This window comes from Chryseobacterium sp. MIQD13 (assembly GCF_050496705.1).
GTDB lineage: Bacteria > Bacteroidota > Bacteroidia > Flavobacteriales > Weeksellaceae > Chryseobacterium.
Map to the genome: position 1 here is coordinate 859,700 of NZ_JBNWAF010000001.1, position 24,515 is coordinate 884,214.

The window sequence follows — 24,515 nt, forward strand, 5'->3', positions numbered from 1 at the left end:
TTATTTTTCCTTTACCAAATCCTGCATTCCGTAATAATGGATTGCTTTTTCTTTAAGCGGATTGGTACTCCATTCTTCCCATTCACCTGTGTATGGATCATATCCGCATTTTAAAGGTTTTGAAGTATCTAAACCTTCAGAATTAGTATGGGTTCTTTCTGTATAAGCCCTGCAATCTGTACAGATATACCGAAATTCACAATCTTTGCAAACTTCTATACTGTCTTTGGTCAGGTTCCAGTATTTTTTAAAATCAGGATGGGATAATGTTTCTTCTAAGGTAATATCTTTAATATTTCCAAAACTTTGAGGCATGGAAGGGCAGTTTCTAATATTCCCTTCAGAATCTATGGAAATTTTTTTGTAGAGGCAGGAGTTGTGGCTGTTGGATAAAGTATATGTTTCGAGATTAGAATTAAAGTAGTTTGAAGAAATCAATCCGCAACTTTTTTTATTTATAATTTTATCTTCAACATAAATTATAGTTCTATTCAAATATTTATCCTTTTTATTTTTGTCACATCCAAAATAAATCAATCTAAAAATTTTATCATTTGACTTAATAATGTTTTTATTTATTAATCTATTTTCTAATTTTATTTTATAAGGCAGGATTATTTCAATACCTTTTAGAGTTGTTTTAGATAGATCATTCAAAAATTTAAAAAACAGATCTAAATCAATTACATCATAGCATCTGATTTGTAATTGTTTTATTCTATTTGTATCAATAAATTTTGCAATTTGAACTGAATCTTCAAGAAAAAAAGATTCTTTACTTAAATCAATTATTATACTGGAAATTGGTTCAGCAACCTTATAATTTAAGTTTAAAGGAATTAATTCTTCTATGATTTGGGTATCTATGAACCCTATTTCATTAGCCAATAAAAAATTTAAATAATCTTTTAAGTATTTTTCATTTTCTTTTCCATAGCTGTCATAAATTTCTTCAATGGAAAAATTTGGAAACTCCTCAGTGAGCAAAGTATAGAGAGAATTTGGAATCAGGTAATAATTATTTCTTTGTACATCGCAAATTATACTTCTTGTATGCCCATAAGTTACCAGGCAACAAGCAAATCTATTAAAGTAAGTCATCTTATATTATCATCTAAAGGATAGGAGTCTGGTTTTGAAACATATTCCAATATTTCTTTTCTAAAATTAATTTCTATACAAGAGGTTGGAAATAAAACAAATAATATTATGTTTCACCATTAACTGATGATTTTAGATATAACTACTCTAGAGCCTTCAACAACATAACCTCTTGTTTGATAAAAATCTGAATCAGAATACATCATTGCAATATCACCCAATTTTTTATCTGATAATTCTTTTTGTATATTCCAGTAAGGAAGAGGAAGTTTTTTATTTTTTAATTTTGTTGTTACTTTCTTCATAATTTTTTAATATATATAATGACATTTGTTCTTCTAAGTGATAATTACATGGTTTAGAAACCATTCCAAACTGCCCTACAGGATTTATTTCAAGAAAATAGTACTCTTCATCTTTTGAAACTATCATGTCTATCGAGCAGGTTTTCAGATTTAATTCTTTAACTAAATTTCTTAAACTTGATTCTATCTTTACCGGTAGCTTATAGGGTACATTTCTATTACTCTTTTTTAAATTATAATTTCTAAAATCCACCCTGGTTTTATTATCATTTTGAGAAAATATTGCCATAGAATAAAAAACATCGTCTATATAGAATATTCTAAGTTCAAATTTTTTATCTATTTTACTTTGAAGTTTGGTAGGAAAAATATGGCCTTCATTTTTAATTTCACTTACTTCACTTGTATACATCATATAATGAGAATCATTATCAAAAAGCGTTACAGCATCGCTTATGGGCTTTGTAATTAGATTTTTATCTGTTGCTAATTTGTTAATAATCTCTATTCTGTTAGTTATATAGGTGTCTGGAATATTTAAACCATGTTTTTCAGCAAGTTTAAGAGTTTTCAGTTTATTTAAACTTTCACTGTATTTATTGATCCAGACTGAATCTTCTAAAAACGATTCTAAAAACCTATATATTGTTCTTAATTCGGAGAATAAATGATTTTCCAGGGTTTTGTTATTATGAAATTCATTAAAAATTTTAGGCTCAATATTAAGAAAATCTTCATCAAAAGTGCGTCTGAACCAAATAGTATGTACAATTTGATTATCTATTTTTTGATTATTAAAATTAAATTCGGAATTGGAAATGTCAATATAAAAGTCTTTATTTAGTAAATCATCACCATTTATTCTAACTACTACTTCATTGTCTTTTTTATGATGATACAACCAATTTAAAACATTATCTGTTGTATTCTCACCGTAATTTTTACTAAAAATAATTATCATAATCTCAATCTTAAAATTAGGCTATTTGTAATAAAATACAAATAGCCTATTTTAGTTTTTACCTTAGATTTTAATCATATTTAACGGTGTCATTAACATAATAAGTTCCGTTAAATGTATTTTCAGCTTTATAACTATCTTCTTCAAAACCTGTTTCTGGTTTTAATGGCCCTCCTCCTTTTACTGTTTGCATTTTAAATTTTTTCAGCTTTAAGCTTTCTAACTTCTTTTTCATAAAATAATTTTTAAAATTTAATAATAGTTTTCGTCATACAAACCCTGACATGGGTATGCTGATCAGCGTTTTATATTTCTGTACTGTACACATACAATAAGACACCTTTCAGTGTCATATTTTTCAAATGTATCAAACATAATTCACACAAAAAAGCAAAAATTATAGCTTTTTATAGCCTTTTATTTTGTGTTAAAAAAAATATTGTATACTTTCGTTTCACCAAAAATTTTTCGCAAAACCATGAACAAGAAGTTAATTGCTGTAAGAAAAGCAAGAAAAATTACGCAGGCAGATATTGCAACTTACCTTAGAATAAGCCAGACTCAGTATCAAAAAAGAGAAACAGGAAAAATTAAAATTTCGGATCAGGAATGGAAAGATATTGCCAGACTGCTAGATGTTTCCGTAGAAGAAATTTTTGAAGAATATCCCAGTCAAGATCTTCTATTACAAAAAAAAATAGAACTCTTAAAACTAGAACTAAAAGTACTAAGTTCGAAGAAGAATATTTAGAGTCTTTGCATAGTTTTTAAGCCGTTATGGACAGAAATTTAATCTTTATATGAAATTATCATTGATATAAAAATTTTTGATATTCTCATCATTATCTAAGTTTTTAGCTACTCTGGATTCAGTATTTCTTTATTTTTGGATAAACAATACAATGGCGAAGTCCTACAACATACCATCTTTTTTAAAATATATTAATGTACAGGGTTCCAATAGTGACACTATTCAGGTGATTCATTATGATGAGCATGAGAATTTACTTTTAAAATCTCCCTCTGTAGAACTGGAATTCTATGTAATAGCCATCAAAAACAACATCGCTGTAGAGGCACCTGTTGAAGAGATGTCAAGCTCATGTCTTTTCCTTGACAGGCCTGGAAATAATATGGAATGGGACCTAGAACATCCATTTGTAGGATATGGAATTTTTGTCAATCCTAAACTTCTTGATAAATTTGCAAAAGATTATACATTTACAGGGTATACACGCCATGAAGCCCTATTTTTAACTGACCGGGAAAGTAAAATCTTATATGAGCTTTTTATACAAGCTTACGAAGAATACCAGCAGGAAGATTTTTCCCAGGAAATTTTGGTTTCTTATACTGCTCTCATACTTTCTTATACCCAAACTTTCTATGAACGCCAGTTTGATTCAAGAAGCAAAATTTATAATAAAGTAGTAGCAGATTTCTATAAAGACCTGGATTGGTATTTTGGAAAAGACAATACTATAGAAACATTTCCCTCTGTTGCCTATTTTGCAGACAGAGTGCATCTTTCTGTCAATTATTTTGGGGATGTAATTAAACATTTCACCGGCCAACCTCCCATAGAACACATTCAGCAATATATCATACAATCAGCAAAGTCCAAATTACGTGAGACGAAGCTTAGCATTAATGAAATAGCTTATAGTTTAGGTTTCGAATATCCTACCTATTTTACCAGATTCTTTCGTAAAAAAACGGGTATCTCTCCTAAGATATTTAGAAATCAGTAAAATGTTTCTGTTTTAAAGTATTTTGTTTTCAAATATCGCCACATAGCCCGCCTAACTTTGTCTTGTCAAAATGAAAAAACATTTAATAAGATAAAATATCCAAAAATGAAAAAATCAGTAAAATTCAAAGCATTGTATTGGGATGTGGCAGCAGATTTGTTATTCCCTCCGGATTTCGATGAAAATAAAAAATACCCTACTATCATAAGCACCCATCCTATTGGAAGCTGTAAAGAACAAACTTCAGGAAATGTATACGGACAGGCATTTGCTGATGCAGGATTTGTAGTCTTGGTTCCGGACGCTTCTTTTCAGGGGGAAAGTGGTGGTGAACCCAGATTTTTAGAAGACCCGTCATTTCGTGTAGAAGATTACAGCTATGCATGTGATTATCTGGTGACACTTCCGTTCGTAGATGAAAAAAGAATTGGAGTTTTGGGTATTTGTGGTGCAGGAGGCTATTCTATTAACGCCACGATGAAAGAACGTCGTATCAAGGCAGTGGCAACGGTAACCGGAGCTAATTACGGTCGTGTAATGCGTGAATTCGGTGATCCGATCGCCAATCTTGAAGTTATTGCAGAGCAAAGAACAGCAGAAGCCAGAGGAGCGGCTTTGAGAGTTAACCAGGGTCTTTATCCTACTTATGAAATGGCTAAAGAATCAGGCGCAGATATTGATCTGCTGGAAGCTACTGAATATTACCGTACTTCCCGTGGTGAAAGCGCTAATGGGGTAAACAAAACATTATTCTCCCATAATGCTACAGCCATAACCTGGGATGCTTACAATCTCGCTGAAAAACTACTTACCCAACCGCTACTCGTAATTGTGGGACGTAAACCGGGGGCATTCGGAGCCTACAGAGATGGATTTGAAATCATTCGTCGTGCTGCTTCTGAGAAGAAGGAATTAGTAGTCATTGATGGCTGGTCACATTATGATCTTTATGATAAACCTGAACCTGTAAAAATTGCATTGAATAAACTCATCCCTTTTTACCAGGAAAATCTATAATTAAAATAACAACGGGTCAGATTATTTCTGACTTCGTTGTTTAAAACAGCATACAAAATGGAAACAACAAGAGTTTTAATATTGAATCTGTTTTTTCTTTTTTTTAACGCAAAGATAAAAATCAATCATTTATTAATAAGGAAGCTAAGAAAGCGACAAAGTCGCCGATGAAGCAGCATACATATGCGCCCGCTTAGAAAGAATCAACCCCGTTGATTCCACCTTTGCTCCCCTTAAAATACAACATCATCATCATAAACCTTTGCGTTAAAACCAAACTACACAAACAAAACACTCTCCTAATTCTCCCCAAAAATTTGCACCCGGCCATTTTATAATAATCATTCCCCTTACATTTTCTGTTTCTCTCCACACTGCTCGCCGTATCTGTTTTCTTTCCTCTTTCAAGGATGATGTGTGCCGCATCCAGCATTTTGATCAGGTGAATGTATGGATTTATGATATTCCTTTCTGGTACGTGCTCATAAACTCCCATCGAGAAATAGATAATCCCGGACATAAGATAATCAAATTCCTTGATGTTATCAGAAGCTTTTGATAAACTTAATATAACCATTATTTCCAATAAGCTCAAATGTCCAAAAACTGATTAACGGCCCCATTTCTGGAGATTGTTCCTGCAATAAAAATTTCTATAGTTTACAATCCGTATATGTTTTTAGCTATTGGGAATTATTTATGCTTAAATTAAATTGGCACAGTTTTTTATATAATTACTCAAAAAAATGTGATGAAAATAATTAAAAGTATTGGAGCAGCTATATTAGTTGGATTATTTGTCGCTTCTTGTGCTCCCAGATTAAAGCCTAATGGAAATCATGGCCTTCCACCGGGACAGGTTAAAAAAGTAACAGGTGCTAAGTCAGCTAAGCATTACGCGCCAGGCCAATATAAAAAGTAAAAATTCAAAAGCCTCCCAGTTAAATTGGAGGCTTTTCAGTAGCCCTCAATGTATATTTATACTATTTAGACCGATTTCTTTCCCCACGAAGAGCTTAAGGAATATGGACTATCTTAAATCTTCCTATTTTTCAAATTCATAATAGTATATATAAGAAAGGAAATAAAAAATGATAATTTAAAATTCATAGATTGAATTGCTTCTTAAATGACAAAGCTAATAAAAAACTTAACCATTAGAGATATATGAAAAACGGATATTTGAAAGTTGATTGAATTAAGATTATCTATCTAAAACTTGTGATTTTCTCTTCTAAAATTTGCTTCCTTTACCACACCAAAGTCATTACTATAGGAACAAGAGATGCTCCCTATACACCCACTTAGAAAGAATCAACCCTGTTGATTCCACCTTTGCTCCCCTTAAAATACAACAACATCATCATAAACCTTTGCGTTAAAACCAAACTGCACAAACAAAACACCCTCCTATTCTCCCAAAACCTTACACCCGACCATTTTTATAATAATCATTATCCCTTACATTTTCTGTTTCTCTCCACATTGGCCCGCCGTATCTGTTTTCTTTCCTCTTTCAAGGATGATGTGTGCCGCATCCAGCATTTTGATCAGATGAATGTATGGATTTATGATATTCCTTTCCGGTACGTGCTCATAAACTCCCATCGAGAAATAAACAATCCCGGACATAAAATAATCAAATTCCTTGATGCTGTATTCTCTGAATGCTTTTTTGAATACCAGCAGAGGATTTTGGTATTCTTTCTCCGAAAGCAGGCCGAGAAGCAACGGAGACGGATTTTCCAACGGGGTATTGAAGCCCTTTTTTCTTTCCGTCAGCATGATAAGATAGCCTGCACGAATAAACGACCGCACCGACTGGTGAAAGTGAAAGATAACGGACGGATCTTCCCTGATCCATCTATTCCTGTTGATGGCACAATTCATTATGCTGTGTAAGCGTTCTTTGGAGGTCACCAGATCATTGAACCGGAAATAGTTCTTCATCCGCTGTAATCCGGAGCGCTTCTTACTGCCTGCCCGAAACCGGGAGGTAAGGTTTGTTTTATTCTTTTTCATGAGTTTGTATTTTGTAAAAGGTATCTTATACTGTCTGTTTCTGGGATATTCTTTTTTTGCTGGCCGTAAAGGAGGAAGCCCGCCTGAACTTCCTTCCTATACAAGCCAAATGAATATGATAAAATTTGTGTTTCCCGTGAAAGCCCTGAAGCCGCAATGGATTGTACACTCCATTGTACCGTATCATGATACTTTATGTAGTGAAGCGGCATAGAAAAAGATGATTGTAGAAAAACAGAACAGCATGAAAGTAAAACGGCATGGAACTCTACAATATCCGCCCTGAGGTACTGGTATACCTTACACACAGATAAGAGAGCCCACGCCTAGGTCGTGAGCTTCCTGCTTATCGTCTCGTGTGTTAAAAATTACCAGTTTTCGGGCGAGATTCTAAGCAATAGCTTCTAATATTTTTTGAAGTATCGCAAAATTACTTTAATAAGTAATCTTTTCCAAATATATATAAAAATCACAATGTAAACCAAATGGATTACAAAAGTTTTTATCAAATATTCTAAAATTGTTAAATGAGCAGCCTTAACAAAGACGATATTGAACTTAGAAATAAGATAACTCAAAGATTAATTGATCTGAGAAAGTCTACTGGATTAAATCAAAGTGATTTCGCCAAACTTCATGATATTGATAGACAACAAGTAAACAGATGGGAAAGTTTTGAAAGTGAACGAGGAGTTACAATATATACTATAAATAAGGTTTGTACACTCTTAAAAATCACATTACAAGAATTTTTTAATGATCCTTTATTCAAATAAATCCTGACGAGAGTTAGGATTTTTTATGTCAAAATTCCGTGAAAATACGGATTGAAAATTTTGAGATACTTTCCTATTTTTAGAAATAATTGGAATATAAAAACCTATTTACAATTATTACCAAATTTTAATTTATTAATAAACTAAAACTATGAGTAACATTTTATATTATCCGTATATAAATATTCCTAATAATGATTGGACTATTAGAACATTACTCTATTATAATGATATAGCTGCTATTGTGCCCCAAGAATATATATGGGACCCTGAACGCAATTATGATTCATTCATGATGGAACTAGTCCGTATGTCTTTGGTTATTCCTGTAAATCCAATAGATGTATTTGACAATCCTTGGGCGGTAACAAAGCCATTTATAACAGAGATTGAAAAGCACAAAAATTCACTTGAAAAAGCACAAAATAGATTTAGTAATCTTCGGCGTAATTTAGTGCATTCCCAAAAATTTTCAGCACAGATACATTCTGATAAATTTGATGATGAAGTTTTTTACAGCCTTGAAAGTTTAGGACTTGCTATTAGGGAAGAAGGAAATTGGTATTCAGTTGAGACTAAAACAGCAGATCAATTAATGAAATATATTGCTACTATAATTGGCGCTAAAACTAATAGAATTCCTACAACTGATAGTTTAAAGCCAAGGTTTTATACCATTAAAAATCTCAAAAATCAGCAGAAGAGAGAAACTATTTTAGAAAGTTTAATACCTTTTCCTCAAGAAATCAAATTGGATAAGATGTTACGATTTAAAGAAAAAAATGGAGAATTACTTGCTGCATTTAAAAATAAAGTAGAGCTTTTGGTTCTTAATCCACATATTAAAGAAGGAACGGATTTATTTAATGAAAACATCAGAGAATTAATAATAAGAAAAGGTGAATTGACGGCTAAAATGAACGAAAGTAATGTAGGAAACATCATTTTTGGATCTATTTGTGGGTTGATTGCCGCAACACAAGGCATTGTTGCCACAGGCAGTTTAAAATCAATGATCTGGGGTCTACCAGGATTTGCGAATGCAGTCTATTCTGCATTGAAAATAGAAAAGTCCGAGAATATTTTTGATCAGAGTGGCATGAAATACCTTGCTTTGATAGATAAAAAATTGAGATAATTTTATTTAGCATCTATATCACTTAAAAAGTACTAAAATACAAATAACTTATTATGGACATTAAACAAAAGAAAATTGAATTAATAGAGTCTTATATTGCTCCTTTTAAAATTGAAAAACAAGAATTAATTGACGAAATTTCTGAGCATATAAAGCATTATTTTAATGAAACTCCTGAATGCCTTTATGAAATTAGAGAGTTTATAAATTTGCGTGACAGCAAATTTTCTCAATCTGTGATCTTAACTCAACCTCGACTTTTTTTTATGGGGCACAATATTTCCAATTTTGAAGGTCCGTTTTTAGCAGAAACATATAGTACCGCTCAAAAGATACTAGAAGAATTTAAAACAGAGACGAATGATATATATAAAAATTTAGTAGAAATAGTCATTAAGAAAATAGAAAAAGAAGAGAAAGAACAAAATAGTTAATCTCTTATTTTCCTCTCTCCGAAGTCTTCCAACTTCGGAGATTGTATTTCAAACATAACATTTTCAATAATCATAGCTAAAAGAATTAAGATTTTCGGTTTCTAATTATTAACTCCAGGTTTATAATTAAAAAATGAAGGAAAACACCTATTCCAATACAGTAAATTATGATATAATGAAAAGTGTAAAGTATATTAGCCATTGGTGTTAATGGAGACATATTTCCTGTGAATATTGAAGATATGCTGTATGGAAGTAGTGTTGCAAAAGTCCAAAAATTATTTTTGTCTAATTCGACTTTTTTAACTTTGTAATAATTCAATTCATTTTTAAGGTTATTAATATCTTCGGATATTACACTTCCAAATTTCGTAGAATCTAATTCAACCTGCCTTCCTACCTGATACAATTCCTTTTTTAAAATACCTTTTCTATCAAAAATATAAATAGTTGCAGTAAAATCAAAATTTTTACTAGGCATATTAATCTTATAATCCGTAAATATTATATTACTCTCAGTAAAATTTAATTGTTTTAGTTGTTTTAATTGCCTGTTTAGGATAGTATAATTTGAAAGTTTAATATTTTCAAGATATTTAATCTCATAAGGAATATTTTTAGAGTCATCAAGCCATTCATTAAACACCACTCGTTTTCTACTATCATGAATAGCAGTTTTAAATTCAAAACTAGCTGGATCATTTTTAAGCATTAAGGTGTACAAAAAAGGAAACACTACTAAATGCAAAGTTAACATGATTGAAAGACATGAAATTGCATATTTAGATTTCTGATATTTTTTATATTTAGAAACTCTGTAGAGATATACGCAGAAAGACAAAATAATTAAGATTAAAAATGTCGTTGAAAAAAATTCACCAATACCAAATGAGATATTAATTAGTGTTAGCATCATTATTAAGTTATTTATATATAAAAATAAGAAGATTATAATATATCAATTGTGGTTTTCCGTAATGTGAAAAGTTTAACTTACCTTAAATTTAGTATGTTAAATAAATTTTATTATGGAAACAATTAAAGCAATTAAGCCTGGTCCAAAACCTGATAAGGCTGACGGAACTCCTGACAAAAGGAGAAGAGTAACACCAGAAACAAAACCAAAGCATCCGGAGCTAAAACCTCACAAACACAAACCCGGAGATTCAAAATGATCGATAACCGATCCAAGAATTATCACCGGTAATTTTAAAATCTCAGCACTGCTGGGATTTTTCTTTTACGGAAGATGGTAACACTTATAATAATTTGTTTATGGCATTTAAAAAATCACCATCTTTCAAAAGAAAACACCAAATATTCCGTTTAATTCTTAAATTTGGCTCATGCGAAAGAATCTTTATTTCATCATTATATTATGTTCTCTTACCAGTTGCTATACTTATCAGGTAAAAAAAACAGCAGATCCGGCAACCAACAATAAGCAGGAATCTAAAAAAAATGCTGCCATGGCCGGTAACAATACTGCCACCCAAATGAAAAGTGCAGCAGCAGAATCCCTGAACCCACAGCCAATGCCTGCTCCGGTAAATATTCAGGAGAAGCTTGCCGCCGGTAAAAATGTGAAAATAGACGTAGATGGCAGAAGCTATAAAGTAATAGTCGACAAATGGGAAAACGACAGCCTGGTTGTACACCCGGTACATAATCCTAAAAAAACGCTGAAATTCCATAAGAACCAGATCAATGGTGAGAAAATTGCGGAAAAACGCTTTTCGCAACCCATAGCAGATATTATTACTGTTGTGGCTTATGCTGCTATTGGTGTTGGAGTCTATCTTCTTGTCCGCTAATTTTTAAAACTTTCCGGTACTTATAGAAAAGATTTCTATTCTTAGAAATTTCATGACCTCTTTCGCTCAAAAGGTTCAGATACCCTGCTCCCATGCAGGACCATAATAAAAACAACCTGAACAAAAACATCCGCGAGATTCACAAAAAACCCCATACAAAGCCTGCAGGCCCTTTCAAAGGGTCCCCGGGTATTTCTCCAACCGTCCGGAAGGAGTTTCCCAACTGCCAACATCCCTTAAAGAACTACCGATACCCCCTTACCCAAGGGGGTAAAACCGGTTGCAAAACGGTGTCCGGAGGCTTATAAAATGGGCTTCAGGCCTTTATTGAAGACGTACTGACCCTTTCATATTCCCTTAAGGCGGTTATGAACGGGGTGCAGACATATCCTGGAGATCATTAACCACACAAAATCATTGAAAAACCGTTAATTGTTCCAATATTGGGAAGAGTTGTCTATATTTGAATGTTAGCCACAGCACTTAAAGCATGAAAACAAAACTTAGTTATCTGTCTATTCTATTATATGTTCTTGTAAGCAGTCAGGAAAATTCAGTCATTAATGATCTGAAATTTTCTAACTATACAGGGTACCCTAAAAAAATTACGGAGATCACCACTTTCTCAAATCAAGATATTGATAAAAGTATTTCTTATTTTGACAAAGAAGGTTTTCTCACGAAAATAGAATACTATAACGCTGTGGAAAGCGAACCTTCTCATAAAAGATCGCTCAATAAAATAATCACCTACAATTCAAAGGACAAAGCCAAACGATATTTCGAAGCCTTCAACCCCGGAAATAAGAAAATAGAAACAACCGGCTATTTTGAAAAAATTTCTGATTCTCTGTACAAAAGAGTTTCAGAAACTCCTTTTCGCAATATATCACTGACCAAACTATTTTATTTCGACAAAAACAACCGTCTCATCAAAACAGAAGAAACCGGAATTTTTTTTGAAACACCAGTTAACAGCATCATTCTTTACACCTATACTCCCCAAAAAGAAACGCTTCTTGAAGATGTCATTAAGCAAAAAAAGTCCAAGCTTATTTATCAGAATGTAAAGCTCGACCAGCATGAAAATCCTGTTTATGAAGAACTGGCGGATGATCATGGAACCCTAAAACAAAAAATAGAAAGAGAATTTGAATATTATTAATTTAAAAATCCCTGTTCCGGACAAGCAACAATACAAATGATCAATCCAGCTTGAAAAAGAAATACACTACCGCCGCCCACTCTTTTCTGATGCCTTTAGCATAGCCAATAGTACTACGGCTGCTGTTTTCCACGGTTCCATCGTCTTTGATGTACCCAATGGTGGAACGGCTGCTGTTTTCTATCGTGCCGTCTTCTTTTACATACCCCACGGTAGAACGGCTTTTATCTTCTATGGTGCCGTCACTTTTGATGTACCCGATTGTGGAACGGCTTTTATCCTCGATTGTTCCATCAGACTTGATATACCCTACTGTTGAACGACTGCTGTTCTCAATGGTTCCGTCCGGTTTGATGTAGCCTGTTGTACTCCTGTTTCCCGATTCTATAGTCTGCGCACATACAATGGAAAGATTCAATAAAAAGAAACAGATGAATAGAATTTTTTTCATGGTTTTTAAGTTTTTATGCTCCTGAAAAACAGGTAATGTAAAGTACGGATTTATAGAAAGTCCTTTGCTTAGGAGATCTTATTTCAAACAAAATATCCTTTGAAAACCTTCATAAATTAAGCATCCAAACATAGATATTTTCCTCCGTAGAGAGGTTTAATTTTTTTCGCAATCTGTATTTTTTGCTGTCTACAGACCGTATGGTGGTATTGGTAAAGCGCGCAATTTCTTTATTATTAAAATTCAGCTTTACTAATGCGCAGAATTCCAAATCGTAAGCCGTCAGCTTGGGATTTATATTTAAAAGCTTTTGGGTAAAATTTGGAAATGTTTCTAAAAATTTAAAATAAAAAGAGGAATCATTATTCTGAACAAGATCCAGAAGATGATTAATATTCTCAGAATTAACAGACGGGGAATGACTGCTATTTTTCGGATTTCTCTTTGCCTCTGCTTCAGTTTTTGGCTTATTACTGGCTCTGGTCACCAGAAACAGCAATATTATTCCCAGAATACCCGCCAAAAGGAAAATAATCCCCCATTTACCTATTAATGACTGATTATTGTTTTGAGATGAAATCACCATTTTATAAGCATAAGGAAAACTCTTTTTATTTTCTGCCTCCAGATCACTTTTCATAGACCTGAATTTCGCTTCCCACTTTACCTGGTTTTCATGATCTTTTACATCACTGAAAAGCCCCTCTTTTGCAATATAAAGACAATACAGTTCATATTTCATGTTATACTTTTCAGCAATATCTATAGCTTTATCATAATAGGTCATAGCATTCTGAAAACGATCAGCACCAGGCGTATGGTACAACATCATTCCACGAAATCTATATAAAGGCGCCAAAAGTCTTGGATCTGATTGTTTCAGCAATAATACTTCGGCTCAATAAATATTGCTTTCCTTCTTTCATTTGAAGAAAAGCAATATTTATTGAGCCTAATATCCTTGCACGCTCACCAAGAAAACGGTTTCTTTCAGGATTTTTAATGCCTATTTTTTTGGCTTCATTGTATGCTTTCTGAACAGAATAAAACAAAGATTGTTTGTGTTGGGCTACATCTATACTAGAATCTTCAATACATCTTGCAGTAGCTCCATAAAGCTGTGAACGCCAAATATATTTCGTATCACTGTCCGGTATCTTGTTGGCAGTTCTTAATCCGTCATCTATTATTGTTTTGGCTCTATCATAAAAACCTAATTTTATAAATGCCCTCCCTTCATAATTTAACAAGGCACTTTTTTGGCCATAATCCTCAAGCTTTTCTGCCATAGCAAGTGCTTCCGGCATTCTTTTCAGCACCTCACCCTGATTATCTGCCTCACTGTATATTCTGACCATTTTGGTTAAAGCATTCAGTTGCCCCGGCTCATTTCCGGATTCCTTTGAGTGGTAGTATAGCTCCGTGCAAAGTCTCAGAAGCTCTTCCTCTCCATATTTTGCAAAAGCATCTTTATTATTAATAATTGCATATAAACTATCAATACTTTTTTTGTCTTTTTGAGCAAAAAATAAAGTAGAGCATAATAATATTAGCAGATTAACAGATTTCATTAAGTATTAGTGTGTTTTTTTTAAAGCAGGCAAAATATTACATCTATTTTAAATAAACAAATTAATTTGATATTAAAAAATGTCATCCTTATAGCATGTATTTCACCTATTTAACAGATATAAGTTGTATAAAACTTTCTTAAAAATTAAAACAGGATTTTGAAATTTCAACTTATTCTTAATCAGAATCAGGTTTTATCTAAAAATTCATAGAATAAGAAGCATGAACAACAACAAATAAACACATGATTATCAAAATATTACAGTATTTTGCGTATAAATGAGTATAGTTGTGCGTAACATTATAACGCAATAAAAAATGTATTTTTTTCCACATTTTATAATTTCGTAGCGTTAAAACATTAAATTATGAAAAAGAAATCGTTGCTATTATTGCATTTATTCTTTGGTGTCATTCTGTTCGCACAAGTAGGTATAAACACTCCACAACCCGGTTCAACTCTCAGTGTGGAAGGATCATTTGAAGCCGGATACAGAGAAATTACCAGCAGCACAACTCTTAATAATACTGACTATTATGTTACTTTCAGCGGTACTACAGCCAGCCAGACCATTACCCTTCCTGCTGTAACAGGAATTTCTTTTTCAGGGAGAATGTATCGCATAAAAAACATATCTACTCAATCCGTAACTTTGGCACCGGCAGCCGGAGCTACATTAAGACCAACATCCGTAAATGTATCAACATTTGTAATACCGGCCGGAGCTTATATAGAAGTAGTATGTAATAATAAAACAGGAGCAAATCCCGTATGGGACTTATCCTATGTAGCAATGCCCAGTCTGACCAACGTAGAAATATATGGCGGACAAGCCAAAATCCCGCCTCATAATGCTTTTGCTTCCGATTTCAGTAATCATGCCGTGACAACTTATGATACTACGGACTGGTTTGTAATTCAAAAAAGCTCTACCAATGCCGTCACTTCCGGAAGCGGTACCTCAATAGCCATTACCAATGCAAAAGAAGTAATTGTATATGAATACCAGGGAACACCATTTACTTTGACCAACTTATTCCCAATACTAACGGTAGGAAATAACACCAGCTATCCGGATGTATATACTTCCAACTTTATTTCAATAGACAACTCAACAGGTAAAACACGTCTTACAGTAAGTGTAACCCGAAGTGAAATTAACGGGAACGGAACTAACTGGGCAGGAACCTTTCTTTTAAATATTTTATTGGCAAGAAAAATAAATTAGAGCTTCTATCCGGATATTAAAATCAATAAAATATGCCTCCTAACTATACTAAAATATATCTTGATATTGTAAAATATAAAGGAAAAGAAGAACTTCTTACTGAAAAGCTGAAACAAAAGATCCAAAACCTGAAAACCGTAAAAGATATTCTAACACTGGAAAAAGAATTATTCGGCACTGCACCTTGTAAACATCATATTGAGAATCAAAAGCTCAGATGCTATGATGAAGCTACAATTCTGCAGTTTTTAAAGGAGCAGAAAATTCATAACCTAAACAATAGTACTCTGGCAAAAAAATACCACATAAGTAGAAATACTGTGAGTAAGTGGAAAAAAAATTATATCATAAACATCTAGGCTTATTATTTATTTGTACCTTATTTATCACCTTCCTGCCCACGCAGGAAGGTTTTTAAAACTTAAAAACACAATGACAGAAAACTACATCCATATTGGAATAAAAAGAAATAGTAGAAGAAAATCAGATACCTGTTCAACATATCTGCAATTGCCGTTGAAACATATATTTTTTCCCGTTAGTTTTTAAATTTTCCGGAATTATTAAAAACAAACAGCATCACTACCCAATGATGCTGTTCTTTATCTGCAAAATATAAACAGAGATTTTAGTTTAAAGTTTTATTTCCCTTTTGAACAAAATCATTCCACTGCTTATTCAGATACACAATGGCTTCCTTTTTCTGGTCTTTATTCAAAGAAGAATAATTAACAGAGTTAAAGACAAGCTTTTTAAGTGCTTTCACATCCAGCTCCCAGTACATAAAAGCCATCCAGAAATCATAGCTGAGGCCTTCATACCCATACACTGACGGATCGTCGCTGTTAATGGAACACTGCACGCCGTTGCTCAGCAAAACCCTTGCAGGATGATTTCTCAGATCACTTACATAACCCAGAATCTGGTTACTGATCGGACTTACTTCAACCAATTTGCCCTGTTTTCTGATCTCTTCCATAGTAGCAGGGAAATAGATCAGGTTAAGCCCATGTCCTATCCGCTGGTTATTCAGTAAAGAAATATCCAGAATATTTTTATTGAATACAGAATTGCTTTCGCCTGCATGAAGGAAAAGTGGCATTTCTACGCCATATTTTTTAGAAAGCTCATTCAGCTTCATCCAGTCTTTCTGAAAAGAATAAATGCTGTTTCCGGCAGCCTCATCCGCCACAAGATCAAAACCCGAAATCATGTCCGGAAATTCTTTCTTGAGCTCAAAAGCTGTTTCAAGCTGTTTTTCTACACTTTCCGGGTCCAGAAATTTAAAACTGGAATAGATCAGTTTCAAACTGAACTGCGGATTCGATTGACGGATCTCTTTAACAACATCCTGCAGATCAGTGATTGAAGTTTTTAAAGGATATTTTCCATACTGAAAATCGTAAAGCTCATCAAATATGAACCTGATTTCCACATGCTGTACATGATCTTTAGCTAGATCCTGAAAACCCTTCAAATAATATTCTTTGAAGAAAGAGCGGTAAGGCAGCAGGAGATTGATGCGCTTGAAACGTTTCTCAAACTCCACCCAGTAATCCGTATAGGTACAGAGCTTATCCTGTTTTAAGGTAAGAAGATCCTGCAGCTCTTTTTCAAAACCGGCATCCGAAGCCAGTTTCTTATCCAGGCTCACAAATCCTTCCGGAACATTTTCCTTGGCAAAAAAAGCCAGCTGCCCGTAAATATATTGGCCATTATCCTTCTGATCGTAAACATAGCATTCCTTATATTTTCTTGCCGCCGAAATCACCCATTTTACATCTGCCAAACCTCCGCTGTGGCTGTGCAGCAAACCTCCTTTCGGCATCGTCTGGATAATTTTAAATAATCTGCTGGTTTCAATCAGAGGTTTTAATTCATTAAAAGAACTGTTGAACAGGGATATTTTTTGTGTTTCTGCTTCGGTAAGGACCTGTTTTCTCAACTGAAATAGTTTTTTATCCAGCGACATTTCCGCATCCGATAATTTTATATCCGCATCAAAAGCAAGAGCTTCATTCTTCTGTCCGGATAATTTCCAGTCCTGAGCATAGGTGGATTGTCCGGCCATTTTATTCTGAACTCCCAAAAAAGGAAATCCAAGAAGCAAAATATAAGTAAGATATCTTTTCATATTAATATGGGAACTTGTTTTGCATAGATTATGCAGTTATCATTAAAACAATTCTGATAAAAAGTTTTAATAAAACTACAAAGTTAATGCATACCACGCAATTCTGTCAAGATATATCGGAATTCAAAGTCTTTATTTTTTTCATTAAAATTTGTAAAGCTCTAAAAAATAGTAAGTACCAAATTCCGCCCCAATATTGGTCATTTTCTCCTTTAAAATCTTATCAATATCTTTCACAAAAGGTTCAGAACAATATAACGGGCTCAAAAAAAGCATTGTATATTATCATTACAATGCTTTTCAAACTATTATTTCAGTTATTTTCAATATACAACTATTAGTTTTCCAGATGATTATTCTTTAAAAACTCTCCTATCTTATTCCATTCAATCTGTCCGGCAATGGAATTGGAATTAGCATCAAAAACGTGCTCACCATAAGGAATTTCAACATAGGAAACAGGAAGCTTCAATTCTGCTGTTTTTTTCGCAAATTTTCTTGTAGCTTCTACATTTACAACATGATCTATTTCTCCGGCAATAATAAATGTAGGAGAAATTCCTTTGGAAAGCTGATCTATTAAGTTCAGCTGTGCATAACGCTTCGGAAATTCAGCAGGTGAACCTCCAAGATATTTTCTTGCCGCATCTTTGAGGTCAATATTCTTTTTCTCATCTATTTTCTGCCAGATTTCAGATAAACTAACGGGCGGATAAATAGCAATAACTCCTGCCGGAACCGGAGGCTGCAGAGAATCGTAAGATTTGGCAAAACCTTTTCTCAATCCTAAATCGGCCTGCATTACCAAAGCCGCTCCCGCAGAACCGCCTACCAGAACTATTTTGTTCGGATCAACATTGAATTTTTTTGAATTTTTCACAATAAATCCCATTGAAGTCACTACAGAATTAACAGCAGATTCCCAATTGTGGCGGTTTTCTTTTCCCAGAGGGTAATCAATGGAAAAAACTGCATACCCATGATCTTTAAACCAGTTGGCTGCATAACCAACCTGAGTTCTGTTTCCCTCAATAAAAGCACCGCCATGAACAAGGATAACGGGAATTGCAGGTACTGAAGATTTTGTTTCCGGACGGAAAACATCTATATGCTGTTCCTCATTATAAATAGTAAGATAAGAATAAGTTTCTGTAGGTTTTACCGGCTCTTCATAACTTTTTAATCCCTGAAAAAATGAAACTTTGGTATCATATTTTTTAGCCGTGGAAAAAAGAACCGCAGTGAAAAAAATCTGTGCAATGAAAAAAAGAACCGAAAGGATTAAATTAACTCTCAATAATTTTCTCCAATATTTCCCATACCGATAGAAAAGGAAACAGATAACGACCAATACCAGACTCAAAACAACAAACTGGGAATTGAACTGCATGGCAAACGAACTGCTGTAACCACTCAGAAGCATTGGCGCTTTCAGATACACTGAAATCATGGGAATAACCAATAATACCAGAATAATGAAGAGCAAAACTGCAAAGAAGATATTTAAAAGCTTTTTCATTGTATTAAAATTTATAGGTTACCGTAATATATCCGGAAGTCGGAGGAATGGCAATTGTGAAATAAGGAGTATTGTTGGCCACCGCAGATGTATATTCCGCTTGAGTAAAGTTTTCGAAGCCGGCGAGCTGCTGCTGAAGAGTTCCCGGTCTCTGGTAGCTCATCACCCCGTATTTATTAAATACATTGTTCACATTAACAAGCATGCTGAGGTTTTCATTTAAATTATACCCTATTCCAAGGTCGAACTGAGAAAATCCCGGCAGTTTATAAACATTGGTATTGCTCCCTTCCCTTCTACCCATATAGCTCCAGGTTACAAATCCGAATGCTTTACCTATTTTCAGATTGGGCGTTATATTGGCCATAATCTTTGGTGTATAGGCAATATTGGTTCCTGAATATGAAAATACGGTATCATCAGACGGACCGGGTGCGCTTCCCAGATTCCATAAATACCCTTCCTTAACTTTCGGGTCCTGTAACGTAAGCACCGCTCTGATACTGAAATTATCGGCAGGTCTGATATTGGTTTCCAATTCAATACCATAGGTTTCATTTTTATTATATAATGCCGGAGTTGTATAAAACCCACCCTTCCCGTCATCTGCCATAAAACTGTAAGGAACATTGCTCAGCAAACTGTAAAAAGGCGTTACAAAAGCATCAAAATAAGTTGTTTTAGCCTTAAACCCCATTTCTACCTGCTGGGTTTTCCTGGATTGAGGATCGAGTAAATCTATGGTTTCCGGCCTGTTGGCGGCAAAGAACATATCAAGATCCGGAGATTTGCTGCCTTTGGAATATCTGGCATATATGGCAATATTATTATTGAATTTATAATTTACCGCTGCCGAATAGGAAAAGTTTTCCAGCTGTCTGCTATAGACAACATTGGTAAGCTTTGTTAATGCATTATTATTGTACAGAGTGTAAATACTGCCATCCGTTCCTCCGTTTTTATCCGAAAACAGGTATGTTCTGGTATTATCTCCTTTGATCCATACTTTTTCATACCGTATTCCCCAGTCCAGAGTCAGGTGATCCGTTATATCCCAGGTATGCCCGAAAAACACGGCTCCCTGCTGCTGTTTAGCTTTGAATTCCAGCAAATCTCCCGTACTGCCTGCCGCCTGTGCAAAGCCATCATCATTAGTAAGCTGATAAACACCCGGTTTTGTAAAATCTAAAGTAGTAACACCCGTTAAGCTCAGTGTCATCATTCTCGGCCTGTTCTCTAAAGTTGTAAGCCCGATTCCGTTAATACCTGAAAAACGCCATACATCAGAATAACCATAATACCCTCCAAAGGAGAAATTCATATTATTCCATTTTTTATTGATGGTCAGCTGGTTCATTGATTCTTTCACTTTATTTTCATAAAAATTAAGCGCAGACATTAAAAATGAATTATTCTGAATAGACTGTCCCGGCAACTGATTCTTGGTTATCTGATAAACAGGCAGCCCTCCGGCTCCCAAAGCAGAATTCACACTTGCAAGCTCCTGCCCTGTAAGAGCATCCTTAAAAGAATATGTCCCAACTCCCAGCCCTCCAATCAGAAAATAAGACGTCATATCATCCAGCGATGTGAGAAAAGAGTTCCCCACACTGTTCTGTACCACATCATTATCAGCATATTTACTGGCTAAGAACAGCTTCCATTCATTTCCCAGGTTGTGATCCCAGTTTAATCCTACGGAACGGTATTTATTACTGACCAGACGGCCTGAATTATAATCTATATTACCTCCGTGAATAAAATCCGGAGAATTATACTGTAATTTCGGAATCAGTAAAGATGAGCTGCTGCTGAAGCCTTCTGCCGGTTCAGGATCTGTATAGTTCCTTGTAGGAATCAATTGGGCATAGCCATTTTTGTCATCAAGGTATTTTAGGAATACTTTTAAACTTCCTTTACTGTATTTTTTAACAATGTTTCCTTTTACCTGCCCTCCATTATTAAACGGATATCCGGCATATCTTGCTCCTAAGTCGTATCGGTAAAATCCGCCAATATTAAAAAACCAGTTATTTCCCAAAGGACCTCCAAAATTGGCATCAATTCTATGATATCCGGAATTATCAGCACCCTGAATACCATATTTTGCCCGAATTTCTCCTCCGAATTTGTTTCCGCCCGTTTTGGAGATATAGTTGAAGATTCCACCCGGTGCGTTGGCTGCAGTAATAGAAGCAGGCCCTCCTCTCACGGCATCAATTTGGGAAATGGTGGCATCTGCCCTCAGAAAAAAATCCGGTCCGTAATTAAAATAGGTTGTATTGGTCACCGGTAATCCATCTTCCTGCATAGATATGTATTCATAAGCAAATGTTCCATCTGAAGATCCGGCACTTATTCCTCTTGAGCTTACATTATTCCTGATCTCTCCCAATGATGAATTGACATATACACCGGGAACATTTTTAAGCAGGTCTGCAGCACTGTTTGGAACCTGCTTTTCAATGACATCACTTTTCAGAACAGAGATGGCAATAGGAGCATTCATTCTTGTCCTTTTATCAAACACCCCGGTCATGATCACTTCATCAATATCTTTTGTTTTTGCTGTATCAGCTTCTTTTTTCTGTGCTATCATATTGGAAGATGCTGCCAGAAAAACTATTGCAACAGTGATTTTTGTATTTATAAGTTTAGTCTTCATATATATAATCATTAATTTGTGCCATATTTTTTAAGCCATTCTGCCACATTACTGAACACAGCCTGCTCATCTTCCGGTAGTTTTGTAATAAGATGCCCTGCTCCCGGAACTATTACCAGCTTGTATTCAACACCTTTTGCTTTCAGGGCTTTTTCAAGGATAGAAGCCTGCTGAACGGGAACCACCTCATCTTTATCACCATGAATAATCATAATGGGAATCTGATTGACAAATTTTACTGGACTGGTTTTGGCATAAGCTTCCGGGATTGCATCGCCGGGATTCCAGACTGCTTTATTTCCCGACATTTTATCCAGAACATCAAAAAGATTAGCTGCTTTCACATATTGTAACGTCTGAACATCCGTAAAATCTACAGGGCCGCACATTTCCACTATGGTTTTGATCTGAGGATTTTTTGTGTAGGCATACATCATCGAAACATGAGCCCCGGAACTTCCTCCTGAAATTGAAAAGCCATTTTTCCTTGTATTCCATTCCTGAGCATGGGCAGAAAGATATTTTACCACCTGATCGATATCATCCAGAAGCTCCGGAAGATGAGTATCTGTAAAATTTGCATAACGGTAATCCAGATTGGCTACAGCAATTCCCTGTGAAAGAAGATATTCTGAAATTTTACCATCGTACTTTCTATTCCCCTGCGTCCATGCTCCTCCGTGAATATTAACAAGAAATGCGGTTTTAGGATTTCTATTGGCCGGAAGATAAATGTCCATCACATTTCTTTCATGTGAACCATATTTTATGTCGGTGAGTTTTTCTTCTTTCAGACTTACAGAAACCGTGTGGGGACTTTCTGTCTTTTGTACTGAGCAGCTTACTGCCAATAATCCAATGGACAGGACTGCAATTTTAAAATAATTCATTTCAGTTAGTTTTTAAGTTCTTTTTAAGTATTTTTCCTGTTGCGCTTAAAGGCATTTCATCAATAAATTCTACGATTCTCGGATATTTGTATCTGGCAATTCTTTCTTTTGTCCATAGTTTGATCTCTTCTTCAGTCACCATGCTTTCTTTTTTTCTCACTACAAATGCTTTAATCTCTTCACCCAGTTTTTCATCTTCGACTCCGATAATGGCAACCATAGAAATATCAGGATTCCTCATCATCACTTCTTCTACTTCACGCGGATAAACATTCATTCCGCCCCTGATGATCATTTCCTTTTTACGGTCAACAATGAAGAAAAAACCGTCTTCATCCTTTACTGCAATATCCCCGGAAAACATCCATCCGTTTCTCAGCACTTCTTCAGTTTCTTTAGGCTTTCTGTAATAAGATTTCATCACATTGGGACCACGATAGATCAGCTCTCCTTTTTCACCTGCCGGGAGTTCCTTACAGCGGTCATCTACAATCTTTACCTCAACACCCCAGATCGGAGTTCCGATAGAACCTGGCTTCCTGCCTATTTTTAATTGATTGAATGTCACTACAGGAGAGCCTTCAGACATTCCGTAACCTTCGATAATCGGAACTCCGAAACGGCTTTCGAACTCATCAATGATTTTTACAGGAAGAGAAGCTCCACCGGAAATACAGATTCGCAGTTTTTTAATGCTGCTCATATTTTCTTCAGTATTTTCTTCATTCAGAAGCGCCCAGTACATGGAGGGAACCCCTGCAAAAATTCTGATATTAAAATGAGGAATAAGCCGGTAAACTGCTTTTGCATCAAATTTTGAAAGGAGGACAAGATGAAGTGATTTCCGGATTCCTGCAAGCATCATTACCGTTAAACCAAAAATGTGAAATAACGGTAAAACTACAAGCTGGGCTTCAAATTCAGCAGACGCAATTATAGTTGTGCTGGCTTCTGCGTTCGTAAAAAGATTAATGTGTGAAAGTTCCGCTCCTTTTGGCTTTCCTGTAGTTCCTGAAGTATAAATAATGACAGCCGTATCTTCTGATGAGGTAATATAAGATTCAAAGTCTGTTTCTTCATTTTCAATTAAATCATCAAAATTCTGAATATCTTCTGCTATATTTCCTATGCTGATAAAATCCCTGCATGTCTCACTGCTATCAAAGCCTTCTTTTCCAAATCTTCCTACAGGCATTTCCGGAGTTCCGGCAAAACACAGAAACATTTTACTTTCAGAATCGGAAAGCTGATAAGAGATCTCTTCAGGCTTAAGAAAAATACTAAGTGGAACGACTGCTGCTCCGGTTTTTAATATTCCGAAAAAAATAATCGGGAACTGGGGAATATTAGGACAGAGTAAAGCAATCTTATCCCCATAACCGATTCCTTTTTTTGTAAAAGCATTGGCTGCCTGACAAACTTTCTCATGGAAAACTTTATAATTGATAGTAGTTTCACCAATAGTTAAAGCCGGTCTTTCAGGGTCTCTTCTGGCACTTTCTTCCAACAAAATTGATAAGTTCAGCATAGTTTTGTTCATATTAAGTTAATGTTGATATGAAAACTGCCTT

General features: G+C 34.7%; 28 protein-coding genes. 13 read left to right on the forward strand and 15 right to left on the reverse strand.

The window, feature by feature from the left end:
• The 4 genes from gwsS to ACQWU4_RS04130 form a co-directional block, all read right to left on the reverse strand.
• On the reverse strand, positions 1 to 1,101 hold the full coding sequence (gene gwsS, locus ACQWU4_RS04115; RefSeq protein ID WP_429934490.1) for a grasp-with-spasm system SPASM domain peptide maturase: 1,101 nt from the start codon (positions 1,099 to 1,101) through the stop codon (positions 1 to 3).
• Positions 1,102 to 1,220: 119 nt separating this feature from the next.
• Positions 1,221 to 1,406, reverse strand: coding sequence for a hypothetical protein (locus ACQWU4_RS04120; RefSeq protein WP_429934491.1), 186 nt, complete (start codon positions 1,404 to 1,406; stop codon positions 1,221 to 1,223).
• Positions 1,375 to 2,367: a grasp-with-spasm system ATP-grasp peptide maturase gene (gwsG, locus tag ACQWU4_RS04125; protein ID WP_429934492.1), complete on the reverse strand. Its 993-nt coding sequence runs from the start codon at positions 2,365 to 2,367 to the stop codon at positions 1,375 to 1,377. The genes ACQWU4_RS04120 and gwsG overlap by 32 nt, the downstream gene beginning before the upstream one ends.
• A 70-nt stretch (positions 2,368 to 2,437) precedes the next feature.
• A complete protein-coding gene (locus ACQWU4_RS04130; protein WP_429934493.1) occupies positions 2,438 to 2,602 on the reverse strand; it encodes a hypothetical protein in 165 nt (54 codons plus the stop codon).
• Between the two features lie 243 nt (positions 2,603 to 2,845).
• On the opposite strand from ACQWU4_RS04130, the gene ACQWU4_RS04135 reads away from it, so the two are divergent.
• The 3 genes from ACQWU4_RS04135 to ACQWU4_RS04145 all read left to right on the forward strand — a co-directional run bounded on the left by ACQWU4_RS04135 (position 2,846) and on the right by ACQWU4_RS04145 (position 5,135).
• Positions 2,846 to 3,118, forward strand: a complete 273-nt coding sequence (locus ACQWU4_RS04135; protein WP_429934494.1) for a helix-turn-helix transcriptional regulator — start codon at positions 2,846 to 2,848, stop codon at positions 3,116 to 3,118.
• Positions 3,119 to 3,269: 151 nt separating this feature from the next.
• Complete coding sequence (locus ACQWU4_RS04140; RefSeq protein WP_429934495.1) at positions 3,270 to 4,118, forward strand: helix-turn-helix domain-containing protein; 849 nt, start codon at positions 3,270 to 3,272, stop codon at positions 4,116 to 4,118.
• 105 nt (positions 4,119 to 4,223) lie between these two features.
• A complete protein-coding gene (locus tag ACQWU4_RS04145; protein ID WP_429934496.1) occupies positions 4,224 to 5,135 on the forward strand; it encodes an alpha/beta hydrolase in 912 nt (303 codons plus the stop codon).
• A 193-nt stretch (positions 5,136 to 5,328) separates the two neighbouring features.
• Here ACQWU4_RS04145 and ACQWU4_RS04150 read toward each other — a convergent pair whose 3' ends face one another.
• Entirely contained in the window at positions 5,329 to 5,712 is a 384-nt protein-coding gene (locus tag ACQWU4_RS04150) for a hypothetical protein (RefSeq protein ID WP_429934497.1), read from the reverse strand.
• 174 nt (positions 5,713 to 5,886) lie between these two features.
• Here ACQWU4_RS04150 and ACQWU4_RS04155 point away from each other — a divergent pair, with 174 nt between their 5' ends.
• Positions 5,887 to 6,057 carry a hypothetical protein gene (locus tag ACQWU4_RS04155; protein WP_429934498.1) on the forward strand — a complete coding sequence of 57 codons (171 nt, stop codon included), beginning with the start codon at positions 5,887 to 5,889 and terminating at the stop codon, positions 6,055 to 6,057.
• A gap of 539 nt (positions 6,058 to 6,596) precedes the next feature.
• Here the strand turns inward: ACQWU4_RS04155 and ACQWU4_RS04160 are convergent.
• Positions 6,597 to 7,157: a hypothetical protein gene (locus ACQWU4_RS04160; RefSeq protein WP_429934499.1), complete on the reverse strand. Its 561-nt coding sequence runs from the start codon at positions 7,155 to 7,157 to the stop codon at positions 6,597 to 6,599.
• Here ACQWU4_RS04160 and ACQWU4_RS04165 point away from each other — a divergent pair.
• From ACQWU4_RS04165 to ACQWU4_RS04180, 4 genes are all read left to right on the forward strand, one after another.
• Positions 7,156 to 7,371 carry a hypothetical protein gene (locus ACQWU4_RS04165; RefSeq protein WP_429934500.1) on the forward strand — a complete coding sequence of 72 codons (216 nt, stop codon included), beginning with the start codon at positions 7,156 to 7,158 and terminating at the stop codon, positions 7,369 to 7,371. The genes ACQWU4_RS04160 and ACQWU4_RS04165 overlap by 2 nt on opposite strands.
• Before the next feature lie 313 nt (positions 7,372 to 7,684).
• Positions 7,685 to 7,933 (forward strand): helix-turn-helix transcriptional regulator, encoded by a 249-nt coding sequence (locus ACQWU4_RS04170; RefSeq protein ID WP_429934501.1) that lies wholly within the window; start codon positions 7,685 to 7,687, stop codon positions 7,931 to 7,933.
• Positions 7,934 to 8,084: 151 nt separating this feature from the next.
• On the forward strand, positions 8,085 to 9,071 hold the full coding sequence (locus ACQWU4_RS04175; RefSeq protein ID WP_429934502.1) for a kinase: 987 nt from the start codon (positions 8,085 to 8,087) through the stop codon (positions 9,069 to 9,071).
• A gap of 53 nt (positions 9,072 to 9,124) precedes the next feature.
• Complete coding sequence (locus ACQWU4_RS04180) at positions 9,125 to 9,505, forward strand: hypothetical protein (protein WP_429934503.1); 381 nt, start codon at positions 9,125 to 9,127, stop codon at positions 9,503 to 9,505.
• Positions 9,506 to 9,590: 85 nt separating this feature from the next.
• Here the strand turns inward: ACQWU4_RS04180 and ACQWU4_RS04185 are convergent, their stop codons facing one another.
• Positions 9,591 to 10,421, reverse strand: coding sequence for a hypothetical protein (locus tag ACQWU4_RS04185; RefSeq protein WP_429934504.1), 831 nt, complete (start codon positions 10,419 to 10,421; stop codon positions 9,591 to 9,593).
• A 112-nt stretch (positions 10,422 to 10,533) separates the two neighbouring features.
• On the opposite strand from ACQWU4_RS04185, the gene ACQWU4_RS04190 reads away from it, so the two are divergent.
• The 3 genes from ACQWU4_RS04190 (at position 10,534) to ACQWU4_RS04200 (ending at position 12,484) form a co-directional block, all read left to right on the forward strand.
• Positions 10,534 to 10,680, forward strand: a complete 147-nt coding sequence (locus ACQWU4_RS04190; protein ID WP_429934505.1) for a hypothetical protein — start codon at positions 10,534 to 10,536, stop codon at positions 10,678 to 10,680.
• A 171-nt stretch (positions 10,681 to 10,851) separates the two neighbouring features.
• Positions 10,852 to 11,319: a hypothetical protein gene (locus ACQWU4_RS04195; protein WP_429934506.1), complete on the forward strand. Its 468-nt coding sequence runs from the start codon at positions 10,852 to 10,854 to the stop codon at positions 11,317 to 11,319.
• A gap of 490 nt (positions 11,320 to 11,809) precedes the next feature.
• Positions 11,810 to 12,484: a hypothetical protein gene (locus ACQWU4_RS04200; RefSeq protein WP_429934507.1), complete on the forward strand. Its 675-nt coding sequence runs from the start codon at positions 11,810 to 11,812 to the stop codon at positions 12,482 to 12,484.
• A 40-nt stretch (positions 12,485 to 12,524) separates the two neighbouring features.
• On the opposite strand, the gene ACQWU4_RS04205 is transcribed toward ACQWU4_RS04200, so the two are convergent.
• The 3 genes from ACQWU4_RS04205 to ACQWU4_RS04215 all read right to left on the reverse strand — a co-directional run bounded on the left by ACQWU4_RS04205 (position 12,525) and on the right by ACQWU4_RS04215 (position 14,506).
• A complete protein-coding gene (locus ACQWU4_RS04205; RefSeq protein ID WP_429934508.1) occupies positions 12,525 to 12,935 on the reverse strand; it encodes a 5-fold beta-flower protein in 411 nt (136 codons plus the stop codon).
• A gap of 109 nt (positions 12,936 to 13,044) precedes the next feature.
• Positions 13,045 to 13,767 carry a helix-turn-helix transcriptional regulator gene (locus tag ACQWU4_RS04210; RefSeq protein WP_429934509.1) on the reverse strand — a complete coding sequence of 241 codons (723 nt, stop codon included), beginning with the start codon at positions 13,765 to 13,767 and terminating at the stop codon, positions 13,045 to 13,047.
• Positions 13,768 to 13,777: 10 nt separating this feature from the next.
• Complete coding sequence (locus ACQWU4_RS04215; protein ID WP_429934510.1) at positions 13,778 to 14,506, reverse strand: hypothetical protein; 729 nt, start codon at positions 14,504 to 14,506, stop codon at positions 13,778 to 13,780.
• A 369-nt stretch (positions 14,507 to 14,875) separates the two neighbouring features.
• Between ACQWU4_RS04215 and ACQWU4_RS04220 the strand changes: the two genes are divergently transcribed.
• Positions 14,876 to 15,736: a hypothetical protein gene (locus tag ACQWU4_RS04220; RefSeq protein ID WP_429934511.1), complete on the forward strand. Its 861-nt coding sequence runs from the start codon at positions 14,876 to 14,878 to the stop codon at positions 15,734 to 15,736.
• Between the two features lie 32 nt (positions 15,737 to 15,768).
• Positions 15,769 to 16,095: a helix-turn-helix domain-containing protein gene (locus ACQWU4_RS04225; RefSeq protein WP_429934512.1), complete on the forward strand. Its 327-nt coding sequence runs from the start codon at positions 15,769 to 15,771 to the stop codon at positions 16,093 to 16,095.
• 269 nt (positions 16,096 to 16,364) lie between these two features.
• Here the strand turns inward: ACQWU4_RS04225 and ACQWU4_RS04230 are convergent, their stop codons facing one another.
• The 5 genes from ACQWU4_RS04230 to ACQWU4_RS04250 form a co-directional block, all read right to left on the reverse strand.
• Positions 16,365 to 17,870, reverse strand: a complete 1,506-nt coding sequence (locus ACQWU4_RS04230; RefSeq protein WP_429934513.1) for an adenosine kinase — start codon at positions 17,868 to 17,870, stop codon at positions 16,365 to 16,367.
• Between the two features lie 337 nt (positions 17,871 to 18,207).
• Positions 18,208 to 19,389 (reverse strand): alpha/beta hydrolase, encoded by a 1,182-nt coding sequence (locus ACQWU4_RS04235; protein WP_429934514.1) that lies wholly within the window; start codon positions 19,387 to 19,389, stop codon positions 18,208 to 18,210.
• Positions 19,390 to 19,393: 4 nt separating this feature from the next.
• Entirely contained in the window at positions 19,394 to 22,054 is a 2,661-nt protein-coding gene (locus tag ACQWU4_RS04240) for a TonB-dependent receptor (protein WP_429934515.1), read from the reverse strand.
• An 11-nt stretch (positions 22,055 to 22,065) separates the two neighbouring features.
• Positions 22,066 to 22,944, reverse strand: a complete 879-nt coding sequence (locus ACQWU4_RS04245; RefSeq protein ID WP_429934516.1) for a prolyl oligopeptidase family serine peptidase — start codon at positions 22,942 to 22,944, stop codon at positions 22,066 to 22,068.
• Between the two features lies 1 nt (position 22,945).
• Complete coding sequence (locus ACQWU4_RS04250) at positions 22,946 to 24,472, reverse strand: long-chain-fatty-acid--CoA ligase (RefSeq protein ID WP_429934517.1); 1,527 nt, start codon at positions 24,470 to 24,472, stop codon at positions 22,946 to 22,948.
• Between the last annotated feature and the right edge of the window lie 43 nt (positions 24,473 to 24,515).